At 38.4% G+C, this 14775-nt stretch carries 6 protein-coding genes; 4 read left to right on the forward strand and 2 right to left on the reverse strand.

From position 1 onward, the window contains the following. The first annotated feature begins 4 nt into the window (after nt 1-4). The 4 genes from O1Q80_RS03235 to O1Q80_RS03250 all read left to right on the forward strand — a co-directional run bounded on the left by O1Q80_RS03235 (nt 5) and on the right by O1Q80_RS03250 (nt 12574). Complete coding sequence (locus O1Q80_RS03235) at nt 5-766, forward strand: uroporphyrinogen-III synthase (protein ID WP_386696131.1); 762 nt, start codon at nt 5-7, stop codon at nt 764-766. A 19-nt stretch (nt 767-785) separates the two neighbouring features. Next, the gene (locus O1Q80_RS03240) at nt 786-2174 is read left to right on the forward strand and encodes a uroporphyrinogen-III C-methyltransferase (protein ID WP_386695650.1); all 1389 of its coding nucleotides are present in this window, start codon (nt 786-788) and stop codon (nt 2172-2174) included. Between the two features lie 11 nt (nt 2175-2185). Continuing rightward, on the forward strand, nt 2186-3460 hold the full coding sequence (locus O1Q80_RS03245) for a heme biosynthesis HemY N-terminal domain-containing protein (RefSeq protein ID WP_386695651.1): 1275 nt from the start codon (nt 2186-2188) through the stop codon (nt 3458-3460). Between the two features lie 357 nt (nt 3461-3817). Continuing rightward, nucleotides 3818-12574 carry a YadA-like family protein gene (locus tag O1Q80_RS03250; RefSeq protein WP_386695653.1) on the forward strand — a complete coding sequence of 2919 codons (8757 nt, stop codon included), beginning with the start codon at nt 3818-3820 and terminating at the stop codon, nt 12572-12574. Nucleotides 12575-12761: 187 nt separating this feature from the next. Here the strand turns inward: O1Q80_RS03250 and purB are convergent, their stop codons facing one another. Together purB and hflD are read right to left on the reverse strand one after the other, a co-directional pair. Further along, entirely contained in the window at nt 12762-14129 is a 1368-nt protein-coding gene (gene purB / locus O1Q80_RS03255) for an adenylosuccinate lyase (protein ID WP_386696132.1), read from the reverse strand. 30 nt (nt 14130-14159) lie between these two features. Beyond that, on the reverse strand, nt 14160-14771 hold the full coding sequence (gene hflD / locus O1Q80_RS03260; RefSeq protein WP_386695654.1) for a high frequency lysogenization protein HflD: 612 nt from the start codon (nt 14769-14771) through the stop codon (nt 14160-14162). Nucleotides 14772-14775 lie beyond the last annotated feature (4 nt).

Below are 14775 nucleotides of genomic sequence, written 5' to 3' on the forward strand. Positions count from 1 at the left end.
GATGATGGCTGTATTAATTATGCGTCCTGACCAGCAGGGTAAACAATTAGCAGATATGCTTAATAAAGCAGGTATTGCAAATATTCATTTGCCATTTTTTTCGATTTCTGCTGGGCGAGAGTTGAATGAATTGCCGAATAAAATTAATCAGTTAAAATCAGGCGATTATGTTCTTTGCGTATCTAAAAGTGCGGTGAAATTTGCCACTGAAACCTTGTTAGCCACAGGGTTTCATTGGCGAGAAGATTTGTACTATTTTGCGGTGGGACAAAGTACGGCGGAATACTTTGCCAATCATGGCGAGATTGCAGTGCATTACCCATTTAATCAAGAAAACAGTGAAGGTGTGTTAAACTTACCAGCAATGCAGAATTTAACTGACAAAAATATCCTTATTTTGCGTGGTAACGGCGGACGTGAACATTTTTCAGAACAAGCAAAATTACGTGGAGCGACAATTAATGTGGTAGAATGTTACCAACGCTTGCCAATGGAATACAATGATGAAGAGCAGATTGATTTATGGAAGAGGTCTGGTATTAACTGTGTATTAGTTACCAGTGCGGAAATTTTAAATTCGTTGGTTGATTTTGTACCCGTGAGAGAACAGGCTTGGTTAAAAAGTTGTCAATTCGTCACTATTAGTCGCCGTATTGCAAACTTAGCTGTTGCGGTGGGTTGGCAAAAAGAAAATATTATTATTTCACCTAAAGTCGATAATGCAACCTTAGTAGAAACATTAGCTAATACGTTATTAACATCTTAATTTTAGAGAGAGAGTTGGTATGAGTAACAAAAAAGAAATTCAATCTAATGCGGTTGAGAACCAAAATGTTGAGGGCATGGACGCTGGAAAAGTGAAGCAAGAATTCACTGAAACAGCAAACCAAAAAGCAAGGGTTGAACCTGAGTTAGCAACGCCTAAAGCAGAAAGTGTAACAGAAACTGTAAAAGCAGAAGTACCAACTACAGAAACTATTGTGGTGAAAAAAGGTGGTTCTGGATTAGGTTTATTAGCTTTATTAGTTGCATTAGGACTTGGTGGCGCTGGCTATTATTTTGGTCAACTTGAAGTGGACAAAATTAACCAAAAAGTCACCGCACTTGAGCAAAAAATCTCAGATGGAGCGGAAACCTCAGTAAATGCCAGTAGCATTTTTGCAGAAATGCCAAATTTTGAACAAGAGCATGCTCAACTTGAGAAGTTACTCACTGATTTAAAAGCCAATGATCAAAAGCTAACTAGTTTAGAACAGAATTTATCTGAAAAAGAACAGGCTTATGCTAATCTACAAGCTCAAGTAAATAAAATTGCCAATAATAATGCTCAACCAAGTGAATGGTTGCTTAGTGAAGCAGATTTCTTATTGACTAATGCGTTGCGTAAATTATTGTTAGATAACGACATAGATACTAGTATTTCTTTATTAAAAGTGGCAGACGAAGTATTAACTAAGGTAGATAAACCGCAAGTTAAATTAATTCGTGCTGCAATTAACCAAGACTTAAAGCAGTTGCTTTCAATGAATAGTGTCGATCAAAACGCCATTATGCAAAGTTTATCGCAACTTGCTAATAGTATAGATGAGTTAATGGTGGCAAATGTGAATTTTGGTGATGATCAAAATCAAGATACCCAAGTGTCAGATGATGTAAATGACTGGGAGAAAAATATCGAAAAAAGTGCGACTTCATTTTTGAACCATTTTATTCGCATCACGCCACGTTCAGAAAATACCACTCAAGCATTGCTTGCTCCAAATCAAGATATTTATTTACGTGAAAATATTCGGTTACGCCTACAAATTGCTATTTTAGCTGTACCACGTCAACAAAATGAATTATACAAGCAATCTCTTGAAACGGTTGCAGCATGGATTAGAAGTTATTTTGATACTAATTCTGAAACGACAACCGCATTCTTAAAATCTGTTGATGAATTAGCAGATCAATCTATTTATGTAGAAGTTCCAAATCAATTAAGCAGTTTGAATGCGTTAGATAAATTACTCAACAAAACACCGCAAGAGGTTAAAAAAGTTGAGATTTCAGCCGATAAAGCCCTGATGGAATCAAATCAAATGGCAGCGGAAGAAATGAAATCAGCAGAAGAAAAAACAACAGAAGAACCTACGAATGGTGATGAAAAACCAGCAACAACGGAACAACAATAAGGAGCAATACAATGTTTAGAATGCTATTCCTAATGCTTGTATTACTTGCAGGCTTAATTGCAGGACCTTATTTATCTGGAAAACAAGGCTATGTGTTAATTCAAACCGCAAATACCAATTATGAATTGTCACTGGTTACTTTAGTCGTCTTCTTCGTTATTGCGATGGCTATTGTCTATGTGATTGAATGGGTAGTTAGAAAATTCTTTCGTTTAAGTAACAGCACCTACGGCTGGTTTTCACGCCGTAAACGTGTAAAAGCCCAAAAACAAACTTTACAAGGTTTGATTAAAATGGACGAAGGTAACTATTCCAAAGCGGAAAAATTAATCGGTAAAAATGCTAAACATTCTGATGAACCGATCCTTAATTTCATTAAAGCCGCAGAAGCAGCCCAACAACATGGTGATGATTTCAATGCGAATAAATACTTAATGGAAGCAACCGAATTAGCGGGAACGGATAATTTAGCGGTTGAACTTGCTCGTACGCGTATTTTGTTATTACAAAATAAATTACCTGCGGCTCGTAGCTCAGTTGACAGCTTGTTGGTGATGGCTAACAAAAACCCAGAAGTGTTAAAATTAGCAGTTGAAATTTATAAAAAATCTAAAGCATATCAGGCAATTGATGACATTTTACCAACTATTGAAAGCAGTAATATGTATTCTTTGAAAGAATTCACCGTACTTCAACAAGATGTGGAAAATGGTTTGCTTGATGAAGTCATGAATGAAGAAGGTTCTGATGGCTTACTTGCTTGGTGGGAAGATCAACCACGTAAACGCCACAATGACAACTATGTGCGTATCGGTTTAATTCAACGTTTAATTGATTGTAACGATCATGAATCAGCTTATGATTTAACGGTTGAAACCTTGAAAAGATTGGATTCTGATAGCGAGTTTAATCCAACATTATTAGCTCAAATTACTCGCCTACAAGTTAGTGATAGCAGTAAACTGATCAAGTTATTGCAGAAACGCATGAAAGCGACAGAAGATAATTTAGGTTGTTGTACTTATCGTGCATTAGGTTATTTATATGTGCGTGATGCCGATTTTACTAAAGCTGCAGAAGCGTTTAAACAAGTCGTAGCAAATAAAGATAAGATTGAACCAAATGATATTACTATGGCAACCTACGTATTTGAACAAGTCGGTGAGCGAGATCTGGCAAAACAGTTACGTGATGAAATGTTAAAATCTGCCATGGCAATAGATATTGTTAAAACGGATAAAGAGAAAAATTCAGATACTTTATTGTTAGAGCAAGATAAAAATTAGTTTTGCTCTCATCTTTCATGTCAGTATTTTTTATAGCAGAGTATTATGTAAAACCTCGTACGTTAGTGCGAGGTTTTATTTTTTCTTTATTAATCAGTATATTAACTGTGTATATGGTGTTTCTGAATAGATTATTTTTATTATACTTTATTACTAGGATTAATTTGACAATAAGGTTGAACAATTGTTATTATAAACGATGAATAGGAGTTTTTTTATTCACTAGGGATTTAGAAGATTTAGTTGTAGGGCTAATTCTTTTAGTAAAAAAAATAGTAATGCTCATAGGGATGAACGGTTTCAACGGCAGGTTAAAACTGGGCAGTGAGATATTACAGTACGTTTAGGAGGTTTAATATGAACCACATTTATAAAGTTATTTGGAGCAAAGTAACACATTCTTTTGTTGTCGTTTCTGAGCTTGCCTCAAGCCAAGGAAAACCAAAATCTTCCGTTACAAATCAAAAAAATAATTTATCTTCATTCCTGCATTTTAGTTTTAAATTAAGTGCGATCGCACTATCACTATTTTCCATCACTCAAGCCGCCCAAGCAGTGATTGCTATTGGCGAAACAAATCGTCAACTTGCCGTTCAAGGTACAGCAACTGCAAATGGTTTCAAAGGGCATATTGCATATAACTATCATAATCCAGGAAATATGTATTATCCTGGGCAACATAATGATTATGTTTATTCAGGTAACATCGGTGCATCCTATGGTATTGCTATCGGAGCACATGCAACGACTGTAGGTAAAGATAATTACTCATCAGGACTAGCAGTTGGTGATTATGCAAGATCAACTGGTGGTTTATCAATCGCTTTAGGGGCTTTTTCTCAAGCGACTAAAATTGGTTCTACAGTAATTGGTACATCTGGTTTAGCTTCTGGGTTTAACTCATTAGCTGTCATGCGTCAAGCTGCTGCAACACAAGATTATGCCATGGCAATTGGTACCGCTTCTTGGGCAAATGGCACGGGTAGCTTGGCTGTGGGTTCATCTGCCACTGCGAAAGGTGAACAGTCAATAGCTATTGGTAGTGCATGGATGGAAGCCACCGAAAATGCTAATGGAAATCCATCCACATCGTATGTAGAAGATAATACTCGAGCAATAGGAGATCGTTCCATTGCTTTGGGTGTGAGAACAAAAGCGAAAAGTAATGATGCGATTGCTATAGGTACAAATAATAAAGCTAAAGGCGAGCGGTCAATAGTTATTGGAACAAATTCTTTCGCAAAAGGGTACGATTCTATTGTTATAGGTACAGATGCCTCATCTACCATTGATAATGCAGTTGCAATAGGGGATTTAGCTAAAGCAACAACTGATGGTGGTGTGGCTCTGGGGAGAGGTAGTGTCGCAAGTAGAGATTCTATGAATGTGAATCCATATATTCCAGCGGCAGCCAGTTCGACTCAAATTACTGCTATTAATAACACTAAACCTACTACTGGTGCTGTTAGTGTTGGTTCAGATACGGTTAAACGCCAAATTATAAATGTAGCAGCAGGTTCCGAAGATTCGGATGCTGTCAACGTAGCACAATTAAAAGCTGTCGTTTCTACGGCATCAGATAATATTCATTGGAATATTCAAGATAATGGTACGCAAAAGAGCCAAGTGAAAAATGGCAGTAATGTGAATTTTGTCAATGGAACAGGAACTACAGCGAAAGTTTCTGTTGATTCAACGGGTACCACTTCAACAGTCAACTATTCAGTTAACCAATCAAATTTAAATGTTGCTCATAATGGTTCAGTAAGTGCGGTGCAAAATGGTAATTATTTTGCTACAGCAGAGCAAGTAGCTAATGCAATTAATAACTCTGAAAAAACTACCAGCGTAAATAGCACAAGCAGCACAATTTCTGTTAAATCGACTGTTTCAGGCAAAAATACTAATTACGATTTAGATCTTTCCCAAGGCACCAAAGATTCATTAGCAAAAGCTGATTCTGCTTTACAATCTTGGACTGCACAAGCAAACGGTAAGGTCGTAAAAACGGTTAATAACGCAAATTCAATCTTAAACGTTATTAACGGTACAAATATTGATGTTTCTGGTGATAACGGCAACATTAAGATTGCAACTGTAAATAACCCAACCTTTACTTCAGTACATGCAAACACATTCACTGCAGGTACAGTGACTATTACAAATAACGGTATTAATGCGGGTAATCAAAAAATTACTAACGTAGCAAATGGTACAGTAAGTTCAACTTCTACAGAAGTTGTAAATGGTTCACAATTGTATGTAACTAATAACAAAGTAGAAATTAATAGTGCTAAACTTAACAAAGGTACCAAGTATGGTGGCGATACAGGTACAGCATTTACTCGTCAATTAGGTGAACAAACTAATGTGAAAGGTGGTTTAGCAGATACTACTAAACTAAGCGACAATAACATTGGTGTAGAATCTAACGGTAGCGACACCTTAACCGTCAAATTAGCGAAAGAGTTAACTGGGTTAACTAGTGCAACATTTGGTGGTACATTGATTAGTAGTAATGGTTTAACCATTACGGGTGGTCCGAGTATAACTCAAGTAGGTATTGATGCAGGTAGTAAAAGAATTACTAACGTCAGTGCAGGTGTAAATGGTACAGATGCGGTTAACTTAGATCAGTTAAATGCCATCACTGCAGCAACAGGTTCTACTAGTTGGAAGTTAGCAGTAAATAATGGTGCAAGTCAAAATGTTGCCGCCAATGCAACCGTAAATTTGAATAATTCAGATAGTAATATCAATCTTACTCAATCAGGTACTAGTGTAACCTTTAATTTAGCAAATGATGTTAATGTAACTAATAGCTTAAAAGTTGGTAATAACACTGTTATTAATAATAACGGTTTATCCTTTACTAACAGCTCAGTAGCTATTACTGCTAGTGGTCTAAATAATGGCGGTAATAAGATTGTTAATGTTGCTAATGGTACTGTAAATGCAACCTCAACCGAGGTAGTGAATGGTGCGCAGTTATATGCAACTAATCAAAATGTATCTAATAACATGCAAAATATTACCAACATTAACACTGAAATTGGTAAAGGTACCAAGTATGGTGGCGATACTGGAGCAGCATTTACTCGTAAATTAGGTGAACAAACTAATGTGAAAGGTGGTTTAGCAGATACTGCTAAACTAAGCGACAATAACATTGGTGTAGTATCTAACGGTAGTGATACTTTAACCGTCAAATTAGCGAAAGAGTTAACTGGGTTAACTAGTGCGACATTTGGTGGTACATTGATTAATGGTGATGGTTTAACCATTACGGGTGGTCCGAGTATAACTCAAGTAGGTATTGATGCGGGTAGCAGAAAAATTACTAACGTCAGTGCGGGTACAAATGGTACAGATGCGGTTAACTTAGATCAGTTAAATGCTATCTCTGCAGCAGCAGGTTCTACTAGCTGGAAGTTGGCTGTAAATAACGGTGCAAGTCAAAACGTTGCCGCAAATACAACGGTGAATTTGAATAATACAGATAATAATATCAATCTGACTCAATCAGGTACTAATGTAACCTTTAATTTAGCAGACAATGTTAATGTAACAAATAGCTTAAAAGTTGGTAATAATACAGTTATTAATGATAACGGTTTATCCTTTGCTAACAGCACAGTAGCGATTACTGCTGGCGGTTTAAATAACGGCGGTAATAAGATTGTTAATGTCGCTAATGGTACTGTAAATGCAACCTCAACCGAGGTAGTGAATGGTGCACAGTTATATGCAACTAATCAAAATGTATCTAACAACACGCAAAATATCACTAACATTACCAATGAAATTGACAAAGGTACTAAGTATGGCGGTGATACAGGCGTAGCATTTACTCGTAAATTAGGTGAACAAACTAATGTGAAGGGTGGTGCAAATACATCTAACTTAAGTGACAATAACATTGGTGTGGTATCTAACGGTAGCGACACTTTATCTGTGAAATTGGCTAAAGATTTAACTGGATTAACTAGTGCCAAATTTGGTGATAATACATTGATCAATAGTAATGGTTTGATTATTACTGGTGGTCCGAGTGTGACTCAAACAGGTATTGATGCAGGTAACAAGAAAATTACCAATGTAGCGAATGGTACAAGTGGTACAGATGCAGTTAACTTAGATCAGTTAAATGCTATCTCTGCCACAGCGGGTGCTGGTTGGAAGTTAACTGTAAATAATAGTACTACAAGTCAAAGTATTACTCCTAATACAACGGTAAATTTGAATAATGTAGATAATAATATCAATCTTACTCAATCAGGTACTAATGTAACCTTTAATTTAGCAAATGATGTTAATGTAACTAATAGCTTAAAAGTTGGTAATAATACAGTTATTAATAATAACGGTTTATCCTTTGCTAACAGCACAGTAGCGATTACTGCTGGCGGTCTAAATAATGGCGGTAATAAGATTGTTAATGTTACTAATGGTACTTTAAATGCAACCTCAACAGATGCAGTGAATGGTGCGCAATTGTATGCGACTAATCAAAATGTATCTAACAACACGCAAAATATTACCAACATTACCACTGAAATTGGCAAAGGTACTAAGTATGGTGGCGATGCAGGTGTAGCATTTACTCGTAAATTAGGTGAACAAACTAATGTGAAGGGTGGTGCAAATACATCTAACTTAAGTGACAATAACATTGGTGTGGTATCTAACGGTAGCGACACTTTATCTGTGAAATTGGCGAAAGATTTAACTGGATTAACTAGTGCTAAATTTGGTGATAATACATTGATCAATAGTAATGGTTTGATTATTACTGGTGGTCCGAGTGTGACTCAAACAGGTATTGATGCAGGTAACAAGAAAATTACTAACGTCAGTGCTGGCACCGATAGTACAGATGCAGTTAATGTGGCTCAGTTAAATGCGATTAGTAGTACAGTCAATGCAGGTTGGAACTTAACGGATGGCACAAACCAAACCACCGTGAAACCAAACACAACGGTAGCGTTAACTAATACAGACGGCAATATTAAAGTGGTGAATACGGATAATAACGTCACCTTTAACTTAGCCGACAACTTAAATGTCACTACCATTACCTTAAAAGGTGAGGCGGGAACTAATGGTACGATTGGCTTAGATGGCACAAACGGCACGATTGGTTTAACTGGTAAAGATGGTGCAAGTGCGAATATTACCGTGGCGAACGGCAAAAATGGTATTGACGGCACAAGTACTACTCGCATCGTGTATGATAACCAAAGTGTAGCGACCTTAAATGACGGACTCTTCTTCCGTGGCGATGATAGTAACGTCACAGTAGGCAAAAAACTAAATGAAATCGTCACCATTAGAGGTAACTTATCACAAGCAGCTAACGTAACGGATAAAAACTTACGGGTAGATGTAGTGAACAATGACGCCTTAGTGGTGAACATGGCGAAAGAGCTAACCGATTTGACTAGTGCAACCTTTGGTGGTGTTGGTGCTAATACCGTGATTAATAAAGATGGTGTCACCATTATTAATGGTGGTAATACGGTCAGCTTAACCAATAACGGTTTAGATAATGGTAACCATACTATTACCAACGTTGCAGCAGGCGTTAATAGTACCGATGCGGTTAACGTAGCCCAATTAAATGTGGTGAATAACACCGTCAATGCAGGTTGGAACTTAACGGATGGCACAAACCAAACCACCGTGAAACCAAACACAACAGTCGCGTTAACTAATACAGACGGCAATATTAAAGTAGTGAATACGGATAATAACGTCACCTTTAACTTAGCCGACAACTTAAATGTCACCACCATTACCTTAAAAGGTGAGGCGGGAACTAATGGTACGATTGGCTTAGATGGCACAAACGGCACGATTGGTTTAACTGGTAAAGATGGTGCAAGTGCGAATATTACCGTGGCGAACGGCAAAAATGGTATTGACGGCACAAGTACTACTCGCATCGTGTATGATAACCAAAGTGTAGCGACCTTAAATGACGGACTCTTCTTCCGTGGCGATGATAGTAACGTCACAGTAGGCAAAAAACTAAATGAAATCGTCACCATTAGAGGTAACTTATCACAAGCAGCTAACGTAACGGATAAAAACTTACGGGTAGATGTAGTGAACAATGACGCCTTAGTGGTGAACATGGCGAAAGAGCTAACCGATTTGACTAGTGCAACCTTTGGTGGTGTTGGTGCTAATACCGTGATTAATAAAGATGGTGTCACCATTATTAATGGTGGCAATACTGTCAGCTTAACCAATAACGGTTTAGATAATGGTAACCATACTATTACCAACGTTGCAGCAGGCGTTAATAGTACCGATGCGGTTAACGTAGCCCAATTAAATGTGGTGAATAACACTGTCAATGCAGGTTGGAACTTAACGGATGGCACAAACCAAACCACTGTGAAACCAAACACAACGGTAGCGTTAACTAATACAGACGGCAATATTAAAGTGGTGAATACGGATAATAACGTCACCTTTAACTTAGCCGACAACTTAAATGTCACCACCATTACCTTAAAAGGTGAGGCGGGAACTAATGGTACGATTGGCTTAGATGGCACAAACGGCACGATTGGTTTAACTGGTAAAGATGGTGCAAGTGCGAATATTACCGTGGCGAACGGCAAAAATGGTATTGACGGCACAAGTACTACTCGCATCGTGTACGATAACCAAAGTGTAGCGACCTTAAATGACGGACTCTTCTTCCGTGGCGATGATAGTAACGTCACAGTAGGCAAAAAACTAAATGAAATCGTCACCATTAGAGGTAACTTATCACAAGCAGCTAACGTAACGGATAAAAACTTACGGGTAGATGTAGTGAACAATGACGCCTTAGTGGTGAACATGGCGAAAGAGCTAACCGATTTGACTAGTGCAACCTTTGGTGGTGTTGGTGCTAATACCGTGATTAATAAAGATGGTGTCACCATTATTAATGGTGGTAATACGGTCAGCTTAACCAATAACGGTTTAGATAATGGTAACCATACTATTACCAACGTTGCAGCAGGCGTTAATAGTACCGATGCGGTTAACGTAGCCCAATTAAATGTGGTGAATAACACCGTCAATGCAGGTTGGAACTTAACGGATGGCACAAACCAAACCACCGTGAAACCAAACACAACAGTCGCGTTAACTAATACAGACGGCAATATTAAAGTAGTGAATACGGATAATAACGTCACCTTTAACTTAGCCGACAACTTAAATGTCACCACCATTACCTTAAAAGGTGAGGCGGGAACCAATGGTACCATTGGCTTAGACGGTACAAACGGTACGATTGGTTTAACTGGCAAAGACGGAGCCAGTGCGAATATTACCGTGGCGAACGGCAAAAATGGTATTGACGGCACAAGTACTACTCGCATCGTGTACGATAACCAAAGTGTAGCGACCTTAAATGACGGACTCTTCTTCCGTGGCGATGATAGTAACGTCACAGTAGGCAAAAAACTAAATGAAATCGTCACCATTAGAGGTAACTTATCACAAGCATCTAACGTAACGGATAAAAACTTACGGGTAGATGTAGTGAACAATGATGCGTTAGTGGTGAACATGGCGAAAGAGCTAACCGATCTCACCAGTGCAACCTTTGGTGGTGTTGGCAGCAATACCGTGATTAATAAAGATGGTGTCACAATTATTAATGGTGGCAATACGGTCAGCTTAACCAATAACGGTTTAGATAATGGTAACCATACTATTACTAACGTTGCAGCAGGCGTTAATAGCACCGATGCGGTTAACGTAGCCCAATTAAATGTGGTGAATAACACTGTCAATGCAGGTTGGAACTTAACGGATGGCACAAACCAAACCACTGTGAAACCAAACACAACGGTAGCGTTAACTAATACAGATGGTAATATTAATATTACTAATAACAATGGAAACGTAACATTTGATTTGGCTAAAGATCTTAATTTAGGTGCTAATGGTTCGGTAACTGTTGGTAATACTACCGTTGATAATAACGGGTTAGCTGTGGGTAATACTACAGTCACCAATAATGGTTTAACTATTGCAGGTGGTCCAAGTGTTACTCAAACTGGTATTAATGCTGGTGATAAGAAAGTAACTGGAGTCGCTGCAGGTGATATTTCTGCTAACAGCACTGATGCGGTTAACGGTAGTCAGATTTATAAGATTGAACAAAATGTGACAGCTGCGAAAACAGAAGTGGAAGCAGGCGATAACATTAACGTAACTAGTGCAGCAGGTGCTAACGGTCAAACCGTTTACACAGTTGCCACTAAACGTGATGTAAACTTTGATAATGTCACCGTTGGTAATGTAAGCATTAGTAAAGATGACGGTATCAATGCGGGTGATCAAAAAATTACTCATGTTGATAAAGGTGAGCTTTCAGCAACAAGTACCGATGCAGTTAATGGTAGCCAGTTATATCAAACTAACCAAAATGTAACTAATATCACAACTGAAGTTAACAAAGGCTGGAATGTGACAACTGGTACAGTTGAGGGTTCAACAGGTACAGTTACAGGAAATACCACGACTAAAGTGGCGATGGGAGATACCGTCAGTGTGAAAGCGGGTAACAATATTGCAATTACGCAAGATGGTAAGAATATTTCCATTGCAACTTCATTGAAACCAACATTTGAGACTGTAACCACAGAAACTGTTACTGTTGGTAAAGGTAGTAATACAGCAACAATAGGTACAACAGAAGACTCCAATGGCAAAGCAATTAACATTGCGGGTTCTGACGGTTCTTCTCCTATGCGAATCACTAACGTTGCTCCTGGTGTAGGTGATACCGATGCAGTGAATGTTGGTCAACTTAAAAATGTTACCCAAAATGTAACTAAACTTGATCAACGTGTATCTAAATTAGATAAACGTGTTCGTGGTATAGGTGCAAATGCCGCAGCGGCTTCTTCCTTACCGCAGGTTTATATACCGGGTAAATCCATGGTTGCTGCCGCAGGTGGTGTGTATAGTGGAGCATCTGCTCTTGCGGTTGGTTACTCCAGAGCAAGTGATAATGGTAAAGTTATTATCAAATTGAATGGTACTGCCAATAGCGAAGGACACTACTCAGGTGGTGTGGGTGTTGGTTACCAATGGTAATTACCTAGTAACATAAATAGATAAATTAGGGGCTAAGTTCGATAGGACTTAGCCCTTTTATAACAACAAGAATTATATTTTGTCTACTAGGGCATGGTGTATAAAAAAGTGCCAACTATTTTGTCTACTATGCCATAAACCAAAAGTGCGGTGAAAAACACCGCACTTTTTTCAATTAAATCAATGATTAAAGTTTTTCCACTAACTTCACTGCATCACCAATATAATTCGCAGGCGCAAGCTGTTGTAAACGCACTTTCTCTTCTTCTGGAATATCCAGTTTTTCCACAAATTCACGCATCGCTTGTTCATCAACACGTTTGCCACGGGTTAATTCTTTTAGCTTTTCATAAGGTTTTTCAATGCCATAGCGACGCATCACGGTTTGAATGGGTTCTGCTAACACTTCCCAGTTTTGGTTAAGTTCATCACGTAAATGTTGTTCGTTCACTTCTAATTTGCTAATGCCCTTGAGCGTTGCAGCATAGGCAATTAAGCAATAACCCAAGCCGACACCGAGATTACGCAATACGGTGGAGTCGGTTAAATCACGCTGCCAGCGAGAAATTGGCAATTTTTGCCCTAAATGGGTCATCACCGCATTCGCCACCCCAAGATTGCCTTCAGAGTTTTCAAAATCGATCGGATTAACTTTATGTGGCATGGTGCTTGAGCCAATTTCCCCTGTAATAGTGCGTTGTTTGAAATGATTTAATGCAATATAACCCCATAAATCACGGTCAAAATCAATGATAATGGTGTTAAAACGCACCACGGCGTCAAAATACTCTGCAATGTAATCATGGGGTTCAATTTGGGTGGTGTAGGGATTCCATTGAATGCCAAGGGAAGTGACGAATTGTTCACTGAATTGATGCCAGTCAATGTCAGGATAAGCAGATAAATGGGCGTTATAGTTGCCCACCGCACCATTAATTTTGCCTAACACATCCACTTGTTTTAATTGATTAAATTGACGGCGTAAGCGATACACCACATTCGCCATTTCTTTGCCGACAGTGGACGGGGATGCAGGCTGACCATGGGTACGGGAGAGCAATGGAATTTCTTTGTATTCGTTCGCTAACCTTGTAATTTCATCAATTAATTTTTGCCATTGTGGCAAAATCACTTCTTCACGAGCCGTTTTTAACATCAACGCATGGGACAGATTGTTAATATCTTCTGATGTACAAGCAAAATGGATAAACTCGCTAATTGCCGCCAATTCAGGTAAGGCGGCGGATTTTTCTTTTAAGAAATATTCCACCGCTTTCACATCGTGATTGGTAGTACGTTCAATTTCTTTAATGCGTTCAGCATCGGCAAGACTGAAATTTGCCACAAGTTGATCGAGGTAATCGTTTGCTTGTTTTGACAAAGAAGAAACTTCACTAATTTGTGCAGTAGATGCCAATTTTTGTAACCAACGTACTTCAACGGTGACACGGAATTTTAATAGACCAAACTCGCTAAAAATACCACGTAAAGCAGTGGTTTTATCTTGATAGCGACCATCAATCGGGGAAAGTGCAGTTAACGCATTGAGTTGCATAGCATTGAAAGACATAGAGATTTTGCTCCGTTAAATAGTTTCATATAATTGTTGTGCCATATTTAGGATCTTACGGCGAGAGAATAGCAGTTGCCATTTGCTACCACCTACTTGTTGCCAAAGCATAGCCGCTCGAACACCCGCTAGCAAACAGGCTCGAATACGGTTTTGAATAGATGGTTGCTGTAAATATTCCGCATTACCGAATATTTGAATCCGTTTACCCAATGGACTGAGAATATCGGTATAGATAGTAGCAATTTTTTCTAACATGGTTTCATCAAGCAGTGAATAATATTCTAATTGAGTTGGCATATATTGAATACGATGGGCGAGCTGAGATTTCGCTTCCGCATTATCTTGCAATTTGCCAGCCATTGCTACTAAGCTCAACCAATAGCGAGCGAGTTCAGGGTTTTGAGCATTTAGTTGTTCAATTAAGGTTTCTAAGCCTAATTTGATATTATCCAACGAACCACCAAAAACCGCCAATGTATCAGTTGGGTGTGTTTGTAATAAACTTTTTAAAGAAACTTCTAGGGCATAGGTATTCGCTTGCCCTCGTTGTGCAAACTGTTGCACTAATCTTGCCGACTGACAAACCCCAGCTAGGGCGATAGTGATATCTTGATAATTTGCCATGTTT

Source organism: Lonepinella sp. MS14435, from assembly GCF_042485795.1.
Classification (GTDB): Bacteria; Pseudomonadota; Gammaproteobacteria; order Enterobacterales; family Pasteurellaceae; genus Lonepinella.

Bases quoted from the DNA above. Each gene is read 5' to 3' on its own strand.
- O1Q80_RS03235 (WP_386696131.1), top strand. From the start codon at position 5: ATGGCTGTATTAATTATGCGTCCTGACCAGCAGGGTAAACAATTAGCA.
- O1Q80_RS03240 (WP_386695650.1), top strand. From the start codon at position 786: ATGAGTAACAAAAAAGAAATTCAATCTAATGCGGTTGAGAACCAAAAT.
- O1Q80_RS03245 (WP_386695651.1), top strand. From the start codon at position 2,186: ATGTTTAGAATGCTATTCCTAATGCTTGTATTACTTGCAGGCTTAATT.
- O1Q80_RS03250 (WP_386695653.1), top strand. From the start codon at position 3,818: ATGAACCACATTTATAAAGTTATTTGGAGCAAAGTAACACATTCTTTT.
- purB (WP_386696132.1), bottom strand. From the start codon at position 14,129: ATGCAACTCAATGCGTTAACTGCACTTTCCCCGATTGATGGTCGCTAT.
- hflD (WP_386695654.1), bottom strand. From the start codon at position 14,771: ATGGCAAATTATCAAGATATCACTATCGCCCTAGCTGGGGTTTGTCAG.